The organism is Pseudoalteromonas sp. CNC9-20 (assembly GCF_022347875.1).
GTDB lineage: Bacteria > Pseudomonadota > Gammaproteobacteria > Enterobacterales > Alteromonadaceae > Pseudoalteromonas > Pseudoalteromonas ruthenica.
On record NZ_JAKRFS010000006.1, the window covers coordinates 289,206 to 309,114 of the forward strand.

General features: G+C 47.5%; 20 protein-coding genes. 7 read left to right on the top strand and 13 right to left on the bottom strand.

Annotated features, from left to right (window positions below; genetic code table 11):
- The 8 genes from MHM89_RS15945 to murJ all read right to left on the bottom strand — a co-directional run bounded on the left by MHM89_RS15945 (nt 1) and on the right by murJ (nt 9,084).
- Nucleotides 1–717: a LytTR family DNA-binding domain-containing protein gene (locus tag MHM89_RS15945; protein WP_022945265.1), complete on the bottom strand. Its 717-nt coding sequence runs from the start codon at nt 715–717 to the stop codon at nt 1–3.
- Nucleotides 698–1,747: a histidine kinase gene (locus MHM89_RS18940; RefSeq protein WP_239409204.1), complete on the bottom strand. Its 1,050-nt coding sequence runs from the start codon at nt 1,745–1,747 to the stop codon at nt 698–700. The genes MHM89_RS15945 and MHM89_RS18940 overlap by 20 nt, the downstream gene beginning before the upstream one ends.
- Nucleotides 1,748–1,764: 17 nt before the next feature.
- On the bottom strand, nt 1,765–2,694 hold the full coding sequence (ispH, locus tag MHM89_RS15955; protein ID WP_138508776.1) for a 4-hydroxy-3-methylbut-2-enyl diphosphate reductase: 930 nt from the start codon (nt 2,692–2,694) through the stop codon (nt 1,765–1,767).
- Complete coding sequence (gene fkpB / locus MHM89_RS15960; RefSeq protein WP_045978213.1) at nt 2,691–3,134, bottom strand: FKBP-type peptidyl-prolyl cis-trans isomerase; 444 nt, start codon at nt 3,132–3,134, stop codon at nt 2,691–2,693. The genes ispH and fkpB overlap by 4 nt, the downstream gene beginning before the upstream one ends.
- On the bottom strand, nt 3,127–3,624 hold the full coding sequence (gene lspA, locus MHM89_RS15965; protein WP_022945269.1) for a signal peptidase II: 498 nt from the start codon (nt 3,622–3,624) through the stop codon (nt 3,127–3,129). Before lspA ends, fkpB begins: the two co-directional genes overlap by 8 nt.
- A gap of 20 nt (nt 3,625–3,644) precedes the next feature.
- The gene (ileS, locus tag MHM89_RS15970; protein WP_239409205.1) at nt 3,645–6,467 is read right to left on the bottom strand and encodes an isoleucine--tRNA ligase; all 2,823 of its coding nucleotides are present in this window, start codon (nt 6,465–6,467) and stop codon (nt 3,645–3,647) included.
- 21 nt (nt 6,468–6,488) lie between these two features.
- Nucleotides 6,489–7,442: a bifunctional riboflavin kinase/FAD synthetase gene (ribF, locus tag MHM89_RS15975; RefSeq protein ID WP_045978216.1), complete on the bottom strand. Its 954-nt coding sequence runs from the start codon at nt 7,440–7,442 to the stop codon at nt 6,489–6,491.
- 61 nt (nt 7,443–7,503) lie between these two features.
- The gene (murJ, locus tag MHM89_RS15980) at nt 7,504–9,084 is read right to left on the bottom strand and encodes a murein biosynthesis integral membrane protein MurJ (RefSeq protein ID WP_081604425.1); all 1,581 of its coding nucleotides are present in this window, start codon (nt 9,082–9,084) and stop codon (nt 7,504–7,506) included.
- Between the two features lie 325 nt (nt 9,085–9,409).
- Between murJ and rpsT the strand changes: the two genes are divergently transcribed.
- Entirely contained in the window at nt 9,410–9,670 is a 261-nt protein-coding gene (rpsT, locus tag MHM89_RS15985) for a 30S ribosomal protein S20 (protein WP_022945273.1), read from the top strand.
- Nucleotides 9,671–9,735: 65 nt separating this feature from the next.
- On the opposite strand, the gene MHM89_RS15990 is transcribed toward rpsT, so the two are convergent.
- Nucleotides 9,736–10,119 (bottom strand): response regulator, encoded by a 384-nt coding sequence (locus MHM89_RS15990; protein WP_022945274.1) that lies wholly within the window; start codon nt 10,117–10,119, stop codon nt 9,736–9,738.
- Between the two features lie 135 nt (nt 10,120–10,254).
- On the opposite strand from MHM89_RS15990, the gene MHM89_RS15995 reads away from it, so the two are divergent.
- The 3 genes from MHM89_RS15995 to smrA all read left to right on the top strand — a co-directional run bounded on the left by MHM89_RS15995 (nt 10,255) and on the right by smrA (nt 11,757).
- A complete protein-coding gene (locus MHM89_RS15995; RefSeq protein WP_239409206.1) occupies nt 10,255–10,710 on the top strand; it encodes a hypothetical protein in 456 nt (151 codons plus the stop codon).
- Between the two features lie 115 nt (nt 10,711–10,825).
- The gene (locus tag MHM89_RS16000) at nt 10,826–11,050 is read left to right on the top strand and encodes a hypothetical protein (protein WP_231658063.1); all 225 of its coding nucleotides are present in this window, start codon (nt 10,826–10,828) and stop codon (nt 11,048–11,050) included.
- A 113-nt stretch (nt 11,051–11,163) separates the two neighbouring features.
- Nucleotides 11,164–11,757: a DNA endonuclease SmrA gene (gene smrA, locus MHM89_RS16005; protein ID WP_053910275.1), complete on the top strand. Its 594-nt coding sequence runs from the start codon at nt 11,164–11,166 to the stop codon at nt 11,755–11,757.
- Between the two features lie 319 nt (nt 11,758–12,076).
- Here smrA and MHM89_RS16010 read toward each other — a convergent pair whose 3' ends face one another.
- Nucleotides 12,077–13,000 carry a glyoxylate/hydroxypyruvate reductase A gene (locus MHM89_RS16010; RefSeq protein WP_239409207.1) on the bottom strand — a complete coding sequence of 308 codons (924 nt, stop codon included), beginning with the start codon at nt 12,998–13,000 and terminating at the stop codon, nt 12,077–12,079.
- A gap of 136 nt (nt 13,001–13,136) precedes the next feature.
- Between MHM89_RS16010 and MHM89_RS16015 the strand changes: the two genes are divergently transcribed.
- A complete protein-coding gene (locus MHM89_RS16015) occupies nt 13,137–14,879 on the top strand; it encodes a lysophospholipid acyltransferase family protein (protein WP_239409208.1) in 1,743 nt (580 codons plus the stop codon).
- Nucleotides 14,880–14,935: 56 nt separating this feature from the next.
- Here MHM89_RS16015 and dapE read toward each other — a convergent pair whose 3' ends face one another.
- On the bottom strand, nt 14,936–16,105 hold the full coding sequence (dapE, locus tag MHM89_RS16020) for a succinyl-diaminopimelate desuccinylase (protein ID WP_138588783.1): 1,170 nt from the start codon (nt 16,103–16,105) through the stop codon (nt 14,936–14,938).
- Between the two features lie 246 nt (nt 16,106–16,351).
- Here dapE and MHM89_RS16025 point away from each other — a divergent pair, with 246 nt between their 5' ends.
- Nucleotides 16,352–17,005: an OmpW family outer membrane protein gene (locus tag MHM89_RS16025; RefSeq protein WP_022945282.1), complete on the top strand. Its 654-nt coding sequence runs from the start codon at nt 16,352–16,354 to the stop codon at nt 17,003–17,005.
- Between the two features lie 45 nt (nt 17,006–17,050).
- Here MHM89_RS16025 and MHM89_RS16030 read toward each other — a convergent pair whose 3' ends face one another.
- Nucleotides 17,051–17,584, bottom strand: a complete 534-nt coding sequence (locus MHM89_RS16030; RefSeq protein WP_022945283.1) for a thioesterase family protein — start codon at nt 17,582–17,584, stop codon at nt 17,051–17,053.
- A 145-nt stretch (nt 17,585–17,729) separates the two neighbouring features.
- On the opposite strand from MHM89_RS16030, the gene MHM89_RS16035 reads away from it, so the two are divergent.
- Nucleotides 17,730–18,215, top strand: coding sequence for a hypothetical protein (locus MHM89_RS16035; protein ID WP_130147453.1), 486 nt, complete (start codon nt 17,730–17,732; stop codon nt 18,213–18,215).
- An 18-nt stretch (nt 18,216–18,233) separates the two neighbouring features.
- On the opposite strand, the gene tyrR is transcribed toward MHM89_RS16035, so the two are convergent.
- Nucleotides 18,234–19,790 carry a transcriptional regulator TyrR gene (gene tyrR, locus MHM89_RS16040; RefSeq protein ID WP_022945285.1) on the bottom strand — a complete coding sequence of 519 codons (1,557 nt, stop codon included), beginning with the start codon at nt 19,788–19,790 and terminating at the stop codon, nt 18,234–18,236.
- Between the last annotated feature and the right edge of the window lie 119 nt (nt 19,791–19,909).

Below are 19,909 nucleotides of genomic sequence, written 5' to 3' on the forward strand. Positions count from 1 at the left end.
TTATTGGGAACTATCACCATAGAGTAAGTCTTTGACTTTGCTCACTTCACGACGGCTCACTGGCAGTGGTTGCTCACACCCTTGTAGAAAAATTTGGTATTGGCGCTGGCTTTGCGTAAGCGATGTGACTTTATTGCGGTTCACTAAGGTATTTCGGTGCACTCTGAGTAATGTAGTGGGAAATTGCTGCTCTAGCTCTTTTAAGCTTGTATCTAATAACACTTGAGCGCTTTCGCAGACTGCCTGAGTATATTTACCATCTCGAGCGACATAAAGCACTTCATCAAGGCTAAGTGTTTTTAGCTGGTTCCCCAGTTTGTAGCTCAATTGCTGACGCTGTTTATGGTTCACTTGCGCACGATTTTGCTGACCGAGCTTATTGATGACCTTATCCAGCTCTGCTGCTTCCAGTGGTTTGAGCAAATAAGCTGTAGGCATCACTTTAAAGGCATCCAGAGCATGGTTCGGGTGGGCAGTAATAAACACGATAGCCGGGGGCAATGACTGTTCGGAGAGTTGCTGCGCGGCCTCTAAACCATTCATTTGCGGCATTTCAACATCAATAAAGACAACATCTGGCTGTGTTTTCGCAGCCAATTCAAGCGCCTCGGCGCCACTACTAGCATAGCCGGCAATATGGATGTGCCCATAGGTACCTAGTAGGCGAGCGACGCGGGCTTGGGCGAGCGGTTCATCATCAACGATTAATACTTTCATTAAAAGACTCCATTCTTGGGATCACAAGCTTTACTCGGTAACGATTGTCAAAGCGATGCTGACTTAATCGTGCTCTACCATGATATAAAATCGCCAGCCGTTTGCGGATGTTGGCTAAGGCAATGCCGTTGTGACTGCGTTTTGACTCACTGTTAGCTGACACACTATTGCTGACTATCACCGTTGCGCTTTGCTCACTGAGGTACACCTCGACTTCTATCAGCGAGCCGGTCGCGCTAGCCTCCACTCCGTGCAACACTGCGTTTTCTAGTAACGGCTGCAAGGTCAAGCACGGCATAGCAATGTTATGTACCATATCAGGAATCGACCACTGCACAGCTAAGCGTGTGCCAAAGCGCCATTGTTCAAGAGCGATATAGCGCTGAGCTAACTGGAGCTCGTCATTAAGGGTACTTTGCTTTCCTACGTTCATAGCAGCGCGAGATAACGATGCCAGTGCTAATGCCGAGTCCTCTGCAGCATGGGCATCTTGATGCGCTAATTCAGCGATGGTGTTCAAGGTATTGAATAAAAAATGCGGGCGGATACGCGCTTGTAACGCGTCCAATTGAGCACTGGCGTAGGCTGAGTGCGCCTTAGCATGTTCATTATAAATGGCCATAAACTGCACGAACAGCGCAGCGACTAGCGCACTAATGGCGCAGCTTTTAATTACGAACCACACTGGCGCTTGTTCGGCAAACAGCGCCAAATAACTGATATATAAAGTGGTCATGAAAGTGACAAGCACCAGAGTGCCGATCACTGCACCAGCTTGGATATTGTCACTTAATTGCGCTCTAATGCCATTCAACGCATACAGCAGAGCAAAACTAAGAGAAACAATGAACTGCACCAGCAGGCTGACCTGACCTAACACGACCCAGAAGTTTTCCAACGCACTGACGCTAAAGCTAATGATCAGCGCCAATGCCTCCCCTACGACCAAGGCACTTAATACCCCTCGGGTCTGACAAAGCGTGGTCAGCAGGCTGTAGCGATTGCTGTGCGGTTGCGATGCTGGTTCCACGCTTACCTCGATACTAGCTATCGTAGCTCGGCCGGTACAGCAAACACGATGTCTTCTTCACGCCCGGGGTTTTCCGTGACTTGTTCACCACCTGCACACTGCAAGTGAGCAATCACTTCTTGTACTAACACCTCAGGTGCTGATGCGCCTGCTGTCACGCCCACAGAATCAATGCCCTCAAGCCAGCTGGAATCAATGCTGCTGGCATCATCGATAAGGTAGGCTTTAGTGCCCATCTTACTGGCAAGCTCTCGCAACCGATTAGAGTTTGAACTGTTTTTGGCACCGACAACTAATAAAACATCGACCTTATCAGCTAAGTCTCGCACTGCATCTTGCCGGTTTTGCGTGGCATAACAAATATCGTCTTTTCGCGGGCCGTCTATATCTGGGAATTTAGCTCGCAGCGCATCAATCACATCTGCAGTATCGTCTACCGATAACGTGGTTTGACTACAATAGAACAAGTTGCTTGGATTTTTCACCTCAAGCTTAGCGACGTCCTCTGGAGTTTCGACCAGATAAATCCCGCCTTCGGGGTTATCGTATTGCCCCATGGTACCCTCTACCTCAGGGTGGCCATGGTGACCAATGAGAATACACTCAATCGCTTTGCGTGATGCTCGCGTCACTTCCATATGCACTTTAGTGACTAACGGACAGGTGGCATCGAATACTTTTAACTCGCGACGCTTGGCCTCTTGACGCACGGCTTGGGAGACGCCGTGAGCACTAAAAATGACGATGCTGTCGTCGGGCACTTGATGCAGCTCTTCAACAAACACGGCTCCCCGGTTTTTTAAACCATTAACCACATATTTGTTATGCACGACTTCATGACGCACATAAATAGGCGCCTCAAAAATATCCAAAGCCCGCTCAACAATACTGATAGCCCGGTCGACGCCAGCACAAAACCCACGCGGGTTAGCAAGCACTATTTTCATGGGTTTGTGACCTCCAAAATTTCCACTTCAAAGGTTAACTTTTGCCCGGCTAACGGGTGGTTAAAGTCAATAGTGACCGACTCACCGACCACTTCGCGAACAACACCAGGAAGTTCAGTACCATCGGGCTGAGTAAACGCAATAATGGCACCGACTTGAGCCGGTGCATCACTGCCGAATTTGCTTCTATCAACATGATAAATATTGTCAGGGTTGGGCTGGCCAAAGGCATCCTCTGGCTCAAGTTCAAAGCTTTTCTCATCACCAGCCGACAGCCCTAGCAAACATTTTTCAAAGTTTTCCGTTAAGCTGCCATCGCCCATGGTCAGCTTAGCCGGCTTATCGTGCACTTTAGTAGAATCCGCTGCAGAGCCATCGCTGAGCTTGATAGAAAAATGAAAAACAACCTCGGAATTGGCACCGATCACCATGTTACTCATGGGCCTGCTCCTCTTTACTGCTGGATTTAAAGGCATCGAATAATAACAGCGCCGCACCAATACAAATGGCGCAATCGGCAATGTTAAACGCGGGATAATGCCAGTCCTGATAATAGACATGGATAAAGTCGATAACATACCCATAGTGTAGTCGGTCGTAAAGGTTACCGAGTGCTCCCGCGAGCACCAATGCATAAGCACTGCCGAGCAGCTTATTGGTCGCTGGCAAGCGTTTTAGCCACCATACCAGCAGCACCGAGATAGTCACTGCAATGGCACTTAAGAACCACCGTTGCCAGCCGCCGGCATCACTGAGAAAACTAAATGCGGCACCATAATTATGTACATAGGTAATATTAAAAAACGGCAAAACATCAATGCTTTCCCGTAACGACATAGCGCTGACAACCCAAGTTTTAGTGCCCCAATCGAGCACTAAAACCAGCGCTGAAAGCGTCAGCCATATAAGCCCACTTCGCTTTGCTAACACCTTCGCTCCTTACTTACTGCTTAGGCAAACTGGCGTGTTTCGCCATCGCCCTCAACGTTAGTTACGCAACGCCCACACAGATCATCATACTTATCGTGGGTGCCTACATCATCGCAGTAATGCCAACAGCGCTCACATTTGCTCGCCGAGGTCGCCACCACTTGTACGCCAAGCCCTGACAGCTCTGAATCCGCAATCTCTGCCGGTTTAGTACTGAGCGCTTGCACCGTTACTTTTGATGTTAACAACACAAAGCGCAGCTCTTCACCCAGGGCATCCAGTGTTGCTTTTAACGTATCGTCGGCATAAAGCGTTACCTCAGCTTGCAAGGTGGCACCGATAATGTCTTCTTTACGAGCATTTTCCAGTACTCGGTTCACGGCATCACGCACTTCTAATACGTGTTGCCACTGCTCATCAGTGAACTTACCTGATACCGCCTGAAGGCCGTTATACCACAGTCCGGTAAAGACAAACTCTTCGCGCTCACCGGGCAGTGCCTGCCAAATTTCCTGCGCAGTAAAGCTCAGAATTGGCGCCATCCAGCGGGTCATTGCCTCGGCAATATGGTACAGCGCACTCTGACACGAACGACGCGCATGAGAATCAGCCTTTGCCGTGTACTGACGGTCTTTAATCACATCCAAGTAGAATGAGCCGAGCTCTCCGGTGCAGAAGTTCATCAGTTTTTGCGTTACTAATAGCAACTGATACTCGTCATAAGCCTTAATGAGCTCTTCTTGTAGACTGGCAGCGCGAGAAACAATCCAGCGGTCTAGTTCAACCATCTCTGCCACCTCAACAAGGTCAGTCTCAGGGTTAAAACCATTAAGGTTGGCTAACAAGTAGCGGCTGGTATTTCGGATACGACGATAACGGTCCGCCGAGCGCTTAAAGATCTCATCAGACACGGTCATCTCTGCGGTGAAGTCACTCGAAGCCACCCATAGACGCAAAATATCCGCACCCATTTTATTCATCACGTCTTGCGGTGAAATAACATTGCCCAAAGACTTTGACATCTTGCGGCCTTTTTCATCCACCGTGAAGCCGTGAGTCATTACTTGGCGATATGGCGCGTGACCATGAATTGCCACACTGGTCATCAGTGATGACATAAACCAACCACGGTGTTGATCTGACCCCTCAAGGTAAAGATCGGCAGGACGCGTCAGTTCGTCACGTGCATCAATCACGCAGGCATGGGTTACGCCAGAATCAAACCACACATCTAAAGTATCTTGTACCTTCACGTACTGCTCAGCATCATCACCTAATAAGGTCTGTGGCTCTAAGTCGTACCACGCCTGGATACCGTCTTTTTCCACTAGCTGCGCAGCTTGTTCAATCAATTCTGCGCTGTTAGGGTGCAAATCACCGGTGTCTTTATCTACGAACAAGGCAATAGGTACACCCCAAGTACGCTGACGTGAAATACACCAATCCGGGCGCCCCTCAACCATATTTTCAATGCGGCTTTCACCCCATCCTGGTAACCATTGAGTCTTTTTAATTTCGGCAATAGAGTCTTTACGCAGGCCGGCTTTGTCCATTGAAATAAACCACTGCGGTGTGGCGCGGAAAATAATGGGGGTTTTGTGACGCCAGCAATGCGGGTAGCTATGCTCAAGCGCATGGTGATGCAACAACGCGCCTTTCTCTTGCAACAGCTCAATCACATTAGGGTTGGCTTTAAATACGTGCTGACCGGCAAAAATAGGGGTGTCTGGCAAATAAACGCCGTTTGCACCCACTGGGTTGGCTACTTCTAAGCCGTACGCTTGGCCTGCGACATAGTCTTCTTGACCATGGCCTGGTGCGGTATGAACAATGCCCGTACCTGAGTCGGTGGTTACGTGATCAGCCAAAATAACAGGTACATTGATATCAAGGAATGGGTGCGCAACGCTTAGTTTATCAAGCACTTCACCTTTAACATAACCCAAAGTGTGATAGTGCTTAAAGCCAAAACGATCCATGCAGTCTTTGACCAACTCCGAGCCCAGCACAAAGCGCTGCTGTTGGCCTTCATCTTCGACCTGCACTAGGGCATATTCCAAATTCTCATGCACGGCAACGGCGCGGTTTGCCGGTAGAGTCCATGGCGTTGTCGTCCAAATCGCCGTGGCTACTGGACCATTTCCTTGATGGCCCTGTGCCAAATCAAAGGCGCTAACAATGGCCTGTTGATCGACGAAGGTGAATTTCACATCGATAGCCGGTGACTGTTTATCTTGGTACTCCACTTCGGCTTCCGCCAACGCTGAACCACAGTCGGTACACCAGTGCACTGGTTTCGCCCCTTTATGCAGGTGACCTTTATCGATAATGCGACCTAGGGTGCGAATAGCATTGGCTTCGAAATCATAGTTCATTGTTAGGTAAGGCTTATCCCAATCCCCTAACACACCTAAACGTTTGAAGTCAGTTTTTTGGCCGTCTACCTGTTTCGCCGCATACTCACGACATTTTTGGCGAAATTCCGCCACCGACACTTTTTTGCCTGGCTTACCGACTTTCTTTTCTACCATCAGCTCGATCGGTAGCCCGTGACAATCCCAGCCAGGAATATAAGGCGCATCATAATCTGAAAGCGTCTTAGACTTGATAATAATGTCTTTAAGGATTTTATTAACAGAGTGACCTAAGTGAATGTTACCGTTCGCATAAGGAGGGCCATCATGCAAAATGAAAGACGGCTTACCTTTTTTTGCTGCACGAATTTTGCCGTACAAGTCTTGCTCATACCATTGCTTGAGCATGGTTGGTTCGCGTTTGGCCAGGTTGCCGCGCATGGGAAACTCAGTTTCCGGTAAATTTAAGGTATGTTTATAGTCGCTCATTAATCCTACTTTCCGTTCCGGCTACAGACCGCCGCTGACATCTGCGGTAGTCGATAAAGTAAAAAACTGTTTGGCCTCGATAATATCTTGATTAATTTGCGCCACCAAGGCATCAAGACCATTGAATTTGTGTTCATCGCGCAGCTTCGCTTTAAGCTGCACTTCGATAAATTGCCCATAGATGCTTTGCTGGAAGTCAAACAAGTGTACTTCCAACAAGGCTCGGGTACCGTTAAAGGTGGGCTTATTGCCCACATTCGCGACGCCGTTATAAGTGTGCGTACCCACTTTTGCTTGCACCGCAAAGACACCGCTGAGCGGACAAACTTGCCGCTTCAGAGCCACGTTGGCCGTTGGAAAACCAAGCTCTCGGCCTTTTTTCCAACCGTGAATCACGCGTCCGCTGATGGCGTAATCGTGACCCAGCATCGCTTTAGCCAGCTCTAAGTCACCGGCTCTGAGCGCTTCACGAATAGCTGTACTGCTGACTCGCGCATTGGCCTTTTTAAAACTCTCGGTGCTTTTCACCGCCATACCAGCTGTTTCACCCATGGCTTTGAGCAACGAGAAATCTCCACTGCGGCCTTTGCCAAAGCGGAAGTCGTCGCCCACAGTGAGTGCTTTGACGCCAAGCTTTTTCAGCAGTACTTCGCTAACAAATTCAGCTGCACTTTGGCTGGCAAAGCGGCCATTAAAGCTCACGCAGACCACCCGCTCCACGCCCAGTTTAGCGAGTAAGGCAAGCTTATCACGTAGTCGAGTCAAGCGTGCCGGAGCCCGTTCTTTTAAAAAGAACTCTTGCGGCTGCGGCTCAAATAACATCACGGTGCTAGGTAAGTTCAGCGCGCTAGCATCACGCAATAAACCTTTTATCACCTCTCGATGACCCAGGTGCACACCATCAAAATTGCCTATGGTGAGTACACAGCCATGATGTTGGCTTCGAATATTGTGGATCCCGCGTATCAGCTCCATTTCTAAAAGGCCTTGTTTTACGCACTACGACTGACGAAAGTGCTCGATTATAATCTTTTTTTTAATGTGATTCAGTAGTTGCCACGTTTTTTATCATACTTGGGCGCACGCCCATAATGAATAGCACGCCAAAGTAACAACTCATCGCCACAAAAATCAGCCCTGCCAACAAAGCGATTTGCTCATAAAAAGGCCATTGCTGCCACATAAACTGGCTTTGTAAAGCATACACCGCCGCCCCCATACAGGCAGTAGCAAATAAGCATTTGCCAGTAAAAATGACACTGGTTTTTGAAAAATGATAGACCTGCTCTTTAGCCAGCTGTCGATATAACAATAGGGCGTTACAAGTCGCAGAGAGTGCGGTGGCCAGCGCAAGACCCAAATACCCAATAAACGGGGCGAGCAGTAAGTTAAATACCATATTCAAAACCATGGCGATAATGCCGATGCGCACCGGAGTGCGGGTATCCTGACGAGCATAAAAGCCCGGCGCTAATACCTTAATCAGCATAAAGCTGACCAGACCAACAGCATAGGCGGCCACCCCCAAGGACACTGCGCGGACATGATCCACCTCAGCGCTTGCGAACGCACCGTGGTCAAATAACACGGTAATAATCAACGGGCTTATTACCATCAGTCCTAGCATGGCAGGCAACCCTAGAAAGATCACAAAACGCACTCCCCAATCTAAGGTGTGCTGAAAATCAGATCCCTTATCACCGGCGTGGAGTTTAGATAAGGTCGGTAAAATCACCGTGGCAATGCCAATGCCGAATAAACCTAAAGGAAATTCAATGAGCCTGTCCGCGTAGTACAACCAGGCGATGGAGCCTGTCACCAAAAAAGAGGCAATCACGGTATCGAGAAAGAGGTTGATTTGCGACACCGATACACCGAATAACGCTGGGATCATCAGTTTTCGCACTTTGACCACGCCAGGGTCTTGCCACCCCCATCGTGGCTTCACTAGCATTTTGGCGCGGTATAAAAACGGTAGCTGAAAGGCTAATTGCACCGCCCCACCAATGAACACACCGATAGCTAAAGCGTAAGCTCCAATGCTGACATACTGATGCAAGTATATAGCGCTGCTGATAATGGCAACGTTCAACAGCACCGGGGTGAAGGCCGCCACTGCGAAGCGGTTATACACATTCAATATGGCGCCACTGAGCGCGACCAGCGAAACAAAAAATAAATACGGGAAGGTCCACTTCAACAGCGCCGAAGCTAAAATAAATTTATCGCCCTCACCTGTGCCTTGGTACCAATCAACAAACCACCCAGCACCAAACAGTGCGGCGATTATGGGCGAACCTATCACGCCAACAATGGTCACCACCAACAAGATAGTGCCTAAGGTGCCTGCCGCCCGCGCCACAAATAAGCGCACGGCATCATCACCTTGCTGCTCCTTGATTTCACTGAGCACTGGCACAAAAGCTTGGGCAAAGGCCCCTTCTGCAAATAAACGGCGTAAAAAATTGGGAATGCGATTAGCAAATAAGAATACGTCAGCAGCCGCATTAGCTCCTAAAAGGTTTGCCACAACGGCGTCACGCACTAAGCCCAGTACGCGCGATATCATGGTCATGGCGCTGACTATCATGCCAGAACGAAATAAACTGTTAGCCACATATCCTCACTGAGGCAAACGATAATGGCGGCATTATGCCAACAAATAGGCAGCGAATACAGCGCTGGTGGTTGCCTAATAGCTTTGCTATAATCCGCCGAGGTCAGAGGCCTAAACTGCAATAACAGACCAATCATTTATTTGGGTATATAGTGCGTTAACCCAACTTTGCACTGTATATATGTGTCTCCCGGTAGCCATTGGCGATTCGTTACTCCCGCAGTTTGCTTTGTCTTTTGTTAATTTGATTGACAAATTGGAAAAAAGAGGGCATAGTCCACGGCCTTTAAATATAAGCTTTATTTAAGATTGTTAGGAGCAAACCTTGGCTAACATCAAGTCTGCAAAGAAACGCGCTGTAACGAGCGAAAAACGCCGTCAGCACAACGCAAGCCGTCGTTCAATGATGCGTACATACTTCAAAAAAGTATCTGCTGCTATTGAAGCTGGCGACAAAGAAGCGGCACAAGCTGCTTTCGCACAAGCAACACCTATCCTAGACCGTTACGCGACTAAGGGTCTAATCCATAAAAACAAGGCTGCTCGCCATAAGAGCCGTCTTGCAGCGAAAATCAAAGCACTATAATTTAGTTTTTTGATAACGCAAAAAACCGGCATTAGCCGGTTTTTTTATGCCTATAATTCAAGAAATCAAACAAATTCCATGTTGGGGTAAAACTTTTTCAGCATGGCTGCTATTTTCTTTGGCGAAAACGGCTTAACCACAAACCCCTTAGCGCCTTTATCAATTGCGTCCTTAACATTATCAATTGTTGAGTGAGCGCTGACCATAACCACATTGGCCTCGGGGAGCTGACTATTTATGTCTGCAATCATGTCTTTGCCATCGCCGTCAGGCAATTCGATGTCGAGAAAGATAATATCGTACTCTTTATTCGCGCACGCAGACATGCATTGCGCAGCATTTGCCGCCTCATCTACATTTTCAATGCCTAAATGCATTAACGTTTGATGTAAAAAGCTACGCACCGTACCCACATCATCCACGATTAAAATCGCTATATCCTCATCCATTGGACCTTCCCTAATTTGCGCCTTAGCCACTGGGGTTTAAGTTAACTTCCAGCCCTAGCCACGCTATACTAAAAAAACGTTTATATTATAGAGTCCTATATAGTTTAGGCCAAGTAAACCTGTGTGTAGAGCGTTATGGTAAAAAAAACTAAAAAGCATTCACTATTGAAGCAAGCAGCGACGCCAAAAAGAATTAAGCGGCCGCCCTCTTCGGCAGATAACGCCTCGCAGCGCCAAGCACAGCAGGATGAGCCGTCGCGCCAAGGAGTTCCTCAGCGCACTAAGCCAAAAGGTAAGTTAGGCCAAATTATTTTATTTGCGTTATTAGCGCTGCTGGCAATATTTATGCTGATGCCAAAGCCTCAGTTGATCACTTATCAAAAGCTGGGGTTAGTGGCCAGTAGCATTTATGTGCCCACCCTACTTGGTGGCCCAACGCTCGTAGATTCAGAGCTTTACCTGCAATCCATAGACGCCAACAAGGCCATGTACTTATGCCGAGATCGCACGCAAGCAGATACTTGTCATCGCTATGAAATCATCAAACAAGAAGGTTTTTTTGCAGTCTTAGTGCATCTTTTTTCAAGTTAGAAAAACTTATCCGAAAAAGATATATTTTTTCGCTTGCTTAAGGGCCTTCACGTTCGCATAATAGCGCTCCTTTTTTAACCATCACGTTGTGGAGCGATACACCTTGGACGTCAACTTGGGAATTCAGATTTTGCTTGGAGCACTGGCTATTGGCGCATTTTTTATTAGTCATGGACGCTTACTGCGCATTGGCGCAAGTGTAGCGATTGGTCTGTTATTTTTTGTGCATGCGCAACAATTAGTAACTCCCAATGGACTGACTAACATCTCCCTGGTTTTAATTAATACGTTTTATTTATTTAAGGTGTACACACAGCGCATCAGTGGCCCATCGGTTTAGCTTGAATTGGTTTAAAAATACGCAGTCAGTACTATCGAGAGTGATCATCATAGTACTGACACCGTATATTGGGCTAGTATAAAGCTAGTAGTAACCATGTAAGCGAGGTCATCATGACAGCGTCTCATAAAAGCCCAGACTCGGATCTTTTCGCAGAGCTAATGGAGGATGTAACGCCGCTCAAGCAAAATGATAAGGTAAGCTACTTCGAACCGCACACCACGCCCACCCTCGCGCAACAACACAAACGTTTGGCGGCGCAGTTAGATGCAGAGTTAGATGACAACATCCTCAGCACCGAATACATTGATTTGATTGATCCACTCGATTTTATCGCCTACAAAAAAGATGGTGTACAAGACGGTGTATACAAAAACCTTCGCTTAGGAAAATATGGCGTTGACGCCACACTCGACTTGCACGGTCAATCACTGCTTCAGGCACGCCAGGCACTGTATGAAACGGTGAGCGACTGCCACCAGCGTAACATTCGCGTATTGTTAGTGCGTCACGGCACTGGGGAGCGTAATCAATCCCAAAAAGGGCTGCTCAAAAGCTACGTCAATCATTGGCTCAAACAATTGTCCTGCGTACTTGCCTGCCACAGTGCGTTGAAGCCCCATGGCGGCCTAGGCGCAACCTACGTGCTATTAAAGAAAAGTGCAGATAAGAAATTAGAAAACCGAGAACGCCACGCTAAACGCTGAAAATAAAAATGCCGAAACCCTAGGCTTCGGCATTTTGTCCGTCGAATGTCAGTTACAAATAGGAGCTTTACAGCGGCATGGCATTGGCTTGGTTGAACCAAGCTGCGAGTCCCAGCAAAGCAACCCAAAACAACACATAGCTGAGCTTAGCTCCGCCTTGATTATGTTTCATAGCGCTTCCTATAAAGGTTGCGGCTAATAAAATAGCCTAACTTGTTATTTTTTTTATACATCAAGCATGTAGCTTGTTTACTATAGCAACTGACTAAAACTTAACAAGCTGTTTACTTACACAGTGTTTAGTTCCTATTAAAACAACTTAATAAGCTCGTTCGCGGCTAATGAGGTGCTTTAATGCTTGCCCAGACTGCAAGCGTTGATAGTTGTCGACCACTTGCTCAACAACCGTTTCAATGCGGCTAAGCGCACTGCAATGCGGGGTCAAAATGAGGTTTTCTTGGTGCCATAAAGGGCTCTTCTCTGGCAAAGGTTCTTGGCGAAACACATCAAGGGTGGCACCGCCTAAAGTGTGTTTTGATAGTGCGGTTTGTAATGCACTTTCACATACATGCTCTCCTCTGCCAACATTAATTAATACCGCATGCGCAGGCAGTTTTGCCAACAGCTCAGCATCAATTATATTGCGGGTCTTTGCAGTCAAAGGCAGTACACAAACCAAATAATCGACATGCGCAAGCATCTCGTTTAGGCCGCTATCACCGCAAAAGTGTGTCACCGTCGCTGTGTCAGGTTTTTCTGAGTTCGACCACGCTTTGATAGTAAAGCCATTAGCCGCTAAACGCTGCGCAATAGCGCTACCAAGCTGACCATACCCGAGCAGGCCGACGCGATTGTGTGCGCGCACCCGCTTCGCTCGCCATTGTTTGTTACTTTGCTGACGCCAGTAACGAGGCATATGAGATTTATGCAGCAGCACTTGCGTTAATACGTATTCAGCCATATCTGCTGCCAGCTCATTATCAACAATACGCGTGACCGACACATGATCTGCAATGGCATCCAGGTTAAGGCCGTCGACACCGGCACCAAAAGAAGACACCGCTTTTAGATTTGGCAAAGCACTAAACACCTCAGCCGGTACCTGCCAGCCAAGCACCATATCAATCGCTGCAGCATCCTCAATATCAGGCCATACTTGTACTTGCTGCTCACCCAGTTGCTGTTTAAGCATGCTCTGCAGCTTATCTGTATTTCTGTTCGCAATTGCCACTAATAAACTCATATTATCTCCATCACAGCGATAGTTTTCCTCAGTATCCCACAACCCGATGTCGTCTTGAAACTGTCATCTATTTTACACTTTGATGTCATGGTTAATTCTTACCCTGTGGCTAATCTCATTACCAAAGGGTGGTAATATGATCAGTATTGATAAAGTGGTTGAAGATAACTTACCGAGTCTTGCCAACTCACCAAAAGTAAAAGGCCTGGTAAAGAAAGGGCTGGGCTATTTATTACACGAACAAGAGTTTGTTGCTTTTGCCGATACCTATCCTCACCTACAAGGATTAGAGTTTATCGAGCAAGTGCTCGAAGAGCTGGACTTCAGTGCTCGCTTTAGCTCATCACAGTTGGATAATATCCCAAGCGAAGGCCGCCTCGTGATTATCGCGAATCACCCGATTGGCTCATTGGATGGCTTGGCGCTGATAAGCGTGCTAGCTCGCGTACGCCCAGATATCCGTGTTGTTGCCAACCGTTTGTTGATGAGTGTAACGCCAATGCACTCATTACTACTGCCGGTTGATAACATGTCTGGCAACAGCCGCAAGCAAGAACTCAATGCCATTCATCAGCACCTTAAAGCTGAAGGAGCCTTGTTAATTTTCCCTGCTGGCGAAGTGTCGCGGCTACGCCCAACAGGCGTTAAAGACTGCAAGTGGAACAATGGCTACCTGCGTATAGCCAAAAAGGCCAATGCGGCTATCTTACCGATTCTAGTAAAAGCTAAGAACAGTCCATTGTTTTACGGTACGTCGATGATTTACAAGCCGCTTGCCACCTTGTTATTGGTACAAGAAATGTTTAAGCAACGGCAAAAGTCGCTGGAGTTCGAAATAGGCACTGCCATTCCGCCGAAGTCTTACCTTATTGATAACCTTAATGACAAAGAGATCAGCCGGCTTATTCGTAAGCAGCTGTATAGATTGGGAACTAAAAAGCCTGAACTCTTAAAAACCCAAGCTCCCATTGCCCACGCCGAGTGCCGCCAAGCTTTAGTAGGGGCGCTCGGTGAATGCGAGCGCCTGGGAGAAACCCAAGATGGCATGCAAATCTACTTATATAATTACCAAGGCAGTTCACCGCTATTTCGTGAGCTCGGACGCCTTCGCGAAATTGCCTTTCGCGCTGTCGGCGAAGGCAGTGGTCGCCGCCGTGATATCGATAAATATGACATGGACTACCACCACCTCATTCTATGGGATCCTAAACAGCTAGAGCTCGTGGGCGCTTACCGCCTTGCATGTGCCGATGATATTATTGCCAAACACGGACGCCAAGGGTTATACACGGACAGTTTGTTTAACTACCAAGACGATATGGCGCCTTACTTCGGTGCTGGCATCGAACTTGGCAGAAGCTTTGTGCAACCCAAGTACTGGGGCCGCAAAAGCCTCGATTACTTATGGTTTGGTATTGGTGCGTTTATTAGTCGCTACCCGCAATATCGCTATTTATTTGGGGCAGTCAGTTTATCCAATGCACTGCCTCAAAATGCCAAAGAGCTGTTAGTTTATTATTATCAGCATTACTACGCTCAGCAACAGCCGTTAGCAACGGCTAAACATGAGTTTAAATACAGCGAATGTGTAAAAGAGCAGTGCCAACGTTTGTTTAATGGCAGTGATGCAAAAGCTGACTTTGCAGAGTTAAAACACGTGCTTGCCAATATGGGGGCACAAGTTCCCACGCTCTTCAAACAATACACTGAACTCTGCCAGCCTCAGGGCGTCTCATTTTTAAGCTTCAGTGTGGACCCTGACTTCAACAACTGTATTGATGGCCTAGTGCTGGTAGATATGGCAAAGCTAAAAGAAAAAAAGGCGCGCCGTTACCTTAACAACGAAGCCCTCATTAAGCGCACCTGCAATATGAATTAACCAACTCCCAACCAAAAAAAGCCGGCGTATGCCGGCTTTTTCATGACTCACTTGAGTTATTTAGTGAAAAAATGCGCCAACGTGCGCTCGTAGATTTCGGTGATCTTAGCTAAATCACTCACAGCCACACGCTCGTTGTCTTGATGTATGGTGTGGTTACGTACACCGCATTCGACCACTTGGGTGTCAGCACTGGCAAAAAAGCGCCCATCAGAGGTGCCGCCACTGGTACTCAGTTGCGGGTAACTCTGAGTGCTTTGGTAAATAGCTTCTTCCAACGCTGCGAGCAGGTCGTACGCTCCCCCACCCGCCGTGTAATAAGGCTCACAGGGACGCTGCCAACTAATTGTCGTATGTTGCTGCCAAGGCGCCAAGGCAGCGGTGATTAAGCGTTTAACGCTTTCACTACGATAGCCATGACTATAGCGCACATTGAACTCTATAAAGCAGCTGGCTGGCACCAAATTATCTAAACTGTTAGGGACTGTGAGGCCAGTTATTTGTAATGTTGTTTTCGACCCTTCAATATCTTTTTGCCAATCTATTTGTTGCAAAGCCATGCTCATCTGAGCAGCCAAATGTGCGGCATTCACACTGTGCTCGGGGTAAGCCACATGCCCGGCTTTACCAAGAACTTCAATACGTGCTGAAAGTGCACCACGGCGGCCATTTTTGATGGTATCGCCAACGCGTTTATCGGCTGTGGGCTCACCCACTAGGCAGACATCAAGATGTTTGCCTTGGGCAGCAAGATAGTTAGCTATTTCCGCACTGCCATAAAGTGCCTCACCTTCCTCATCAGAGGTGATCAACCAATAAAAGTGCCCCTGTGTTGGGCTTTGCATGAGCACCCTATCGGTCGCTTCCAACATTGCTGCGACACCGCCTTTCATATCAGCGGCTCCTCGGCCAATAATTTCACCATTGATTATCTCAGCAGCAAAGGGATCAACATGCCACCGCGATGCATCAGCAGGTACAACATCGATATGGCCACAAAAGGCAAACTTGGCGCCTGGACCAAAGTAGCAATCGGCAACAAGGTTCGTGACACCATGACAGGTGAATACATGACAATTAAAACCACGCTGTTGCAGCTGTTGTTGTAACCAATTGATAGCCCCACCTTGCTCAGGGGTAATGGAGCGAAACCGAATAAGCTGTTGTAAATATGAAACGACATTATCTTGATTAACGCGTTGTTGTTGCGATGTGTTCAATTGCATAACGCCTGCCCTGTTGCAGCTGTTGGTAAAGCTATTACAACCTGCTCATATGACATCTTAATGTCAGCTTATGAACTCTCCTTTGTGTGCATGAAATGGATAAAAGTTTAATCTAAATCAAGGTTTTTAATCGCTCTGCAGCGTACCTGAGGCAAAGCTTGATCTAGAACAGTTTTTATTTTTCTTAAGTAGTGATAATGGCGCCAACAGCAAAGCTTTTCCGATGTATCGAACAGGAATATGATGATGAAAAAAACACTCAGCGCAGCTCTAATTGGCCTTTTCCTTGGCACCTCTTCATACGCTCACGCTAACCTAAGTGTTAACGTTGGCGCTATCAACGTAAACCCTGATAGTGAAGTGTCTAAAATTAACGAAGCCCCAACCTTAGGACTTAACGCCGACGATGATACTCAGCTTGGTCTCACGTTCGATTATGCACTCAATGACAATTGGACCATTGAACTTATCGCCGCCACGCCATTTAGCCATGACGTTAATGGTCGCCTTGGCCTTGAAGGTGCGAAAATTGGTAACATTAAGCACCTTCCACCCACGCTATTAGGTCAATACCACTTTGGCCAAGCAGGTGATAAGTTCCGTGCCTTTGTGGGTGCCGGCGTAAACTACACGGTATTTTTTGATGAGCAAGCAAGCCAAGACTTAAAAACCACGTTAGGAACCGATGATGTTGAACTCAAGCTTGACGATTCAGTTGGTTTGGCCGCTCAAGTTGGCTTTAACTATGCATTCGACAAACACTGGGGTTTACACGGTATGGTGAGCTACATGGACATTGATAGCGATGCCAGTGTATATGCAAACGGCCAGAAAGCACTGACCGTTGATGTCAAAATTGACCCTGTTGTGGCTATGCTAGGTGTACGTTACACCTTCTAATACCGATTCACGGTTACCACTTGCTAATGTAAGCAACTAAAGCGGCTAATTCTTGTTAGTCGCTTTTTTTTGCTCCAACATGGCTTTCCAGTGCATGATTTCCGGCGGTAAAATGGGTGCCTCATCATTAAAATCAGCCAGCGCCAAAATCTCTTCGATATCGACGACCCCTTTTCGCGAGCGAAACACGCCCCGCACATAAGCAATAGCATGCAGGCCTCGGTGTGAGGTGAATTTTTGCTCGATATAAAAATACTTATGATCCCAGCCTACCAATCGGGTCGAAACCGTGAATTTTTGCCATGGTTTTACATCGCGAATATAGGTAATGGCTGTCGCATTAACCACAGGGAACCAACGGCGCTTCATCACCGCACGCAATAGTCCCAAACGCGCAGTCATCCATGTCCGAGCGATATCCATTAACGCCAAATAACGAGAATTCGTTAAATGTAAATTAATGTCGCAATCCAGCGGCCAGGCCCGAAAGTCAATATCGACCGTATCCAACAGCGGCTGTTGTGTTTTATTACCTTTGATTTTGAAAAACAGCCATAATAAACGGAAGTATAAGTTCACCGCGCTCTCCTTGTGGTAGCGTGTTAATAAACAGGTAAGACCACCATCATAGCATTGCTTGAGTCGTCGAGCACCTTAGTGCGTTAGTTGCGCAGCGACGCCAGGTCATTTATGGTTAAAACTTCTCGCTCACAAAGGGGTTAATATGAAACCAACTTTATTTGCTCTGGCCACATTGGCAATGAGTATGCCTTGCTTTGCTGATTTTGATTACGTCGGCAAGGGCACAACCGCAAACAGCGCCGGGCAACAAACGCCTTTCACCTTCGGTTTCGCTTGGGACAGTGAGCAAGGTACGTTGCGTATCGGCAACAAAAGTTATGATATGGACACCCTCCCCGAGTCATACTCTTTGGCCTTAGTGCTTAGTAAAGACGACAGCCAAGTATGGCTGCAAGAGTTCCACTCTGGCTGGTTTGACAGCTTTTACTGGCAACTCGGCGAACATGTAATTCGCCTAGAGAAAGGACAATTCGAGCAACAGGTTAAAGGCAATTACGAGTTACATATTGATGATCGCAGTTACTTTTTCACCAGCAATAATGCCGCTATAAAAGTAAATTTCGCAGCTGAGGGCGTTGAATCAATCACCGTCAGTGGGGTCACTAAGAACATGGGCACAAAAAAATAGCGCCTGACGGCGCCATTATTAAACTTTGACCGTTTTTCGGTTTATCCCGTATTCACGCAGCTTATTCGCCACAGCGGTGTGACTCAGGCCCAAACGCTTCGCAAGCTGTCTAGAGCTGGGGTATGCAGGGTAAAGTTTACGCAATAACGTAGCTTCAAAGCGTTTTACCGCCTGATCTAGGCTGCCTTCAAAATCAGACTCCAAGTAACCAAGATCATTGGTGAAGCTCGGAAGTTGCAAGTGCTCCACCGTCAGTTCGCTATCATCGAGCAAAGATACCGCGCGGTAAATGGCATTTTCTAATTGCCGCACATTGCCCGGCCATGGATACTGCTCCAAATACTCAATACACTCTTTACTTAAGCTAGGTACTGTCGCGCCGTTTTGCTGCGCATACTTTTGCACAAAGTGCTCGGCCAGGGGCCCAATATCTGCTTTCCTATCACGCAGTGGTGATATTTCCAGCGTCAGTACATTGATACGATAATAGAGATCCTCGCGAAAGCCTCCCTCTTGCACCATGGCTGGAAGATCTTTTTGCGTCGCCGCGATAATGCGCACATTGACCTTTACTTCGTTCTCATCGCCGACCTTGCGGAAAGTACCGTCCTGTAAGAAGCGCAGCAGTTTGGTCTGCAGCTGGGTCGACATCTCGCCAACCTCATCTAAAAATACCGTGCCGCCATCGGCTTGCTCTAATACCCCGCGTTTGGGGGCGGCGTTGTCTTCATACCCGGCATAACCAAATAACTCTGATTCAGCAACATCATCAGGCAGTGAGGCGCATGACAACGCAATAAAGGGTTTAACCGAACGATTAGAGGCATAGTGGCAGGCTCTGGCCATAAGCTCTTTACCTGTGCCCGTTTCACCGGTGATCAAAATCGGCGCATCAAGCTGCGCCATTTTGCGCGCCTCGCGTACAGTGCGGCGCATCGCCGTTGAATAATTATGTATGGTGGCGAAACTTTCTTGGCCATAGCGGCGAAATGCACTGACTTGTTGACCTAGACGACTTTGTGATTTGATATTGATAACCGCCCCCGCCAAGGCGTCTTGCTCTTCACCTTGAGGCACAGAGATAGGCAGAATATCGGCAATGAAATCTTCTCCGGCCACTTCCACACGGGTGGTTTGTCCTAATACCTCTGACCCCTCTAACCAACGGGTAAAGTTAAAGCCTTTAAGGAGGTTATTGATATTGGCGCCGACCACGTCTTGCTCGCTCAATTGTAAGTCGCGACATGCCGCAGCATTACACAACCGCACCCAGCCCTTGTTATCAATGGAGATAACGCCATCGGGGAGCGCACTGAGCAGCGTATTAAGCTCGTTATGCTCACGCTCGGAGGGCATAAACGCGGTTGTTCGAACGTCTTCAACACCGTCAATTAGGCGGATAGAAGGCATAATTTTTTGGAATTGCTCAAACTCGATGGGGGGGAAGCTGACATACATACGACAATGCTTAGCATCTACTTCGATGCCTTTTAGGTCAACTTGGTAGCTCACCAGGATATTCAGTATCTCTTGGGCGATACCGATTCGGTCTTGGCAATATATTTCAAGGCGCATGGATCCCTCAATCACGTGTTACCAATCAAATGCTGGGCGCAATCATACGCTATAAAAGGCTAAGATGGATAGCAAAACGTAAAGAAAATTGAACAAATAATCGATTCTATTTTATACCC

Coding starts and splice junctions, on each gene's coding strand:
- MHM89_RS15945 (WP_022945265.1), bottom strand. CDS start 717: ATGAAAGTATTAATCGTTGATGATGAACCGCTCGCCCAAGCCCGCGTC.
- ispH (WP_138508776.1), bottom strand. CDS start 2,694: ATGAAAATAGTGCTTGCTAACCCGCGTGGGTTTTGTGCTGGCGTCGAC.
- fkpB (WP_045978213.1), bottom strand. CDS start 3,134: ATGAGTAACATGGTGATCGGTGCCAATTCCGAGGTTGTTTTTCATTTT.
- ileS (WP_239409205.1), bottom strand. CDS start 6,467: ATGAGCGACTATAAACATACCTTAAATTTACCGGAAACTGAGTTTCCC.
- ribF (WP_045978216.1), bottom strand. CDS start 7,442: ATGGAGCTGATACGCGGGATCCACAATATTCGAAGCCAACATCATGGC.
- MHM89_RS15990 (WP_022945274.1), bottom strand. CDS start 10,119: ATGGATGAGGATATAGCGATTTTAATCGTGGATGATGTGGGTACGGTG.
- MHM89_RS15995 (WP_239409206.1), top strand. CDS start 10,255: ATGGTAAAAAAAACTAAAAAGCATTCACTATTGAAGCAAGCAGCGACG.
- smrA (WP_053910275.1), top strand. CDS start 11,164: ATGACAGCGTCTCATAAAAGCCCAGACTCGGATCTTTTCGCAGAGCTA.
- MHM89_RS16010 (WP_239409207.1), bottom strand. CDS start 13,000: ATGAGTTTATTAGTGGCAATTGCGAACAGAAATACAGATAAGCTGCAG.
- MHM89_RS16015 (WP_239409208.1), top strand. CDS start 13,137: ATGATCAGTATTGATAAAGTGGTTGAAGATAACTTACCGAGTCTTGCC.
- dapE (WP_138588783.1), bottom strand. CDS start 16,105: ATGCAATTGAACACATCGCAACAACAACGCGTTAATCAAGATAATGTC.
- MHM89_RS16025 (WP_022945282.1), top strand. CDS start 16,352: ATGAAAAAAACACTCAGCGCAGCTCTAATTGGCCTTTTCCTTGGCACC.
- MHM89_RS16035 (WP_130147453.1), top strand. CDS start 17,730: ATGAAACCAACTTTATTTGCTCTGGCCACATTGGCAATGAGTATGCCT.
- tyrR (WP_022945285.1), bottom strand. CDS start 19,790: ATGCGCCTTGAAATATATTGCCAAGACCGAATCGGTATCGCCCAAGAG.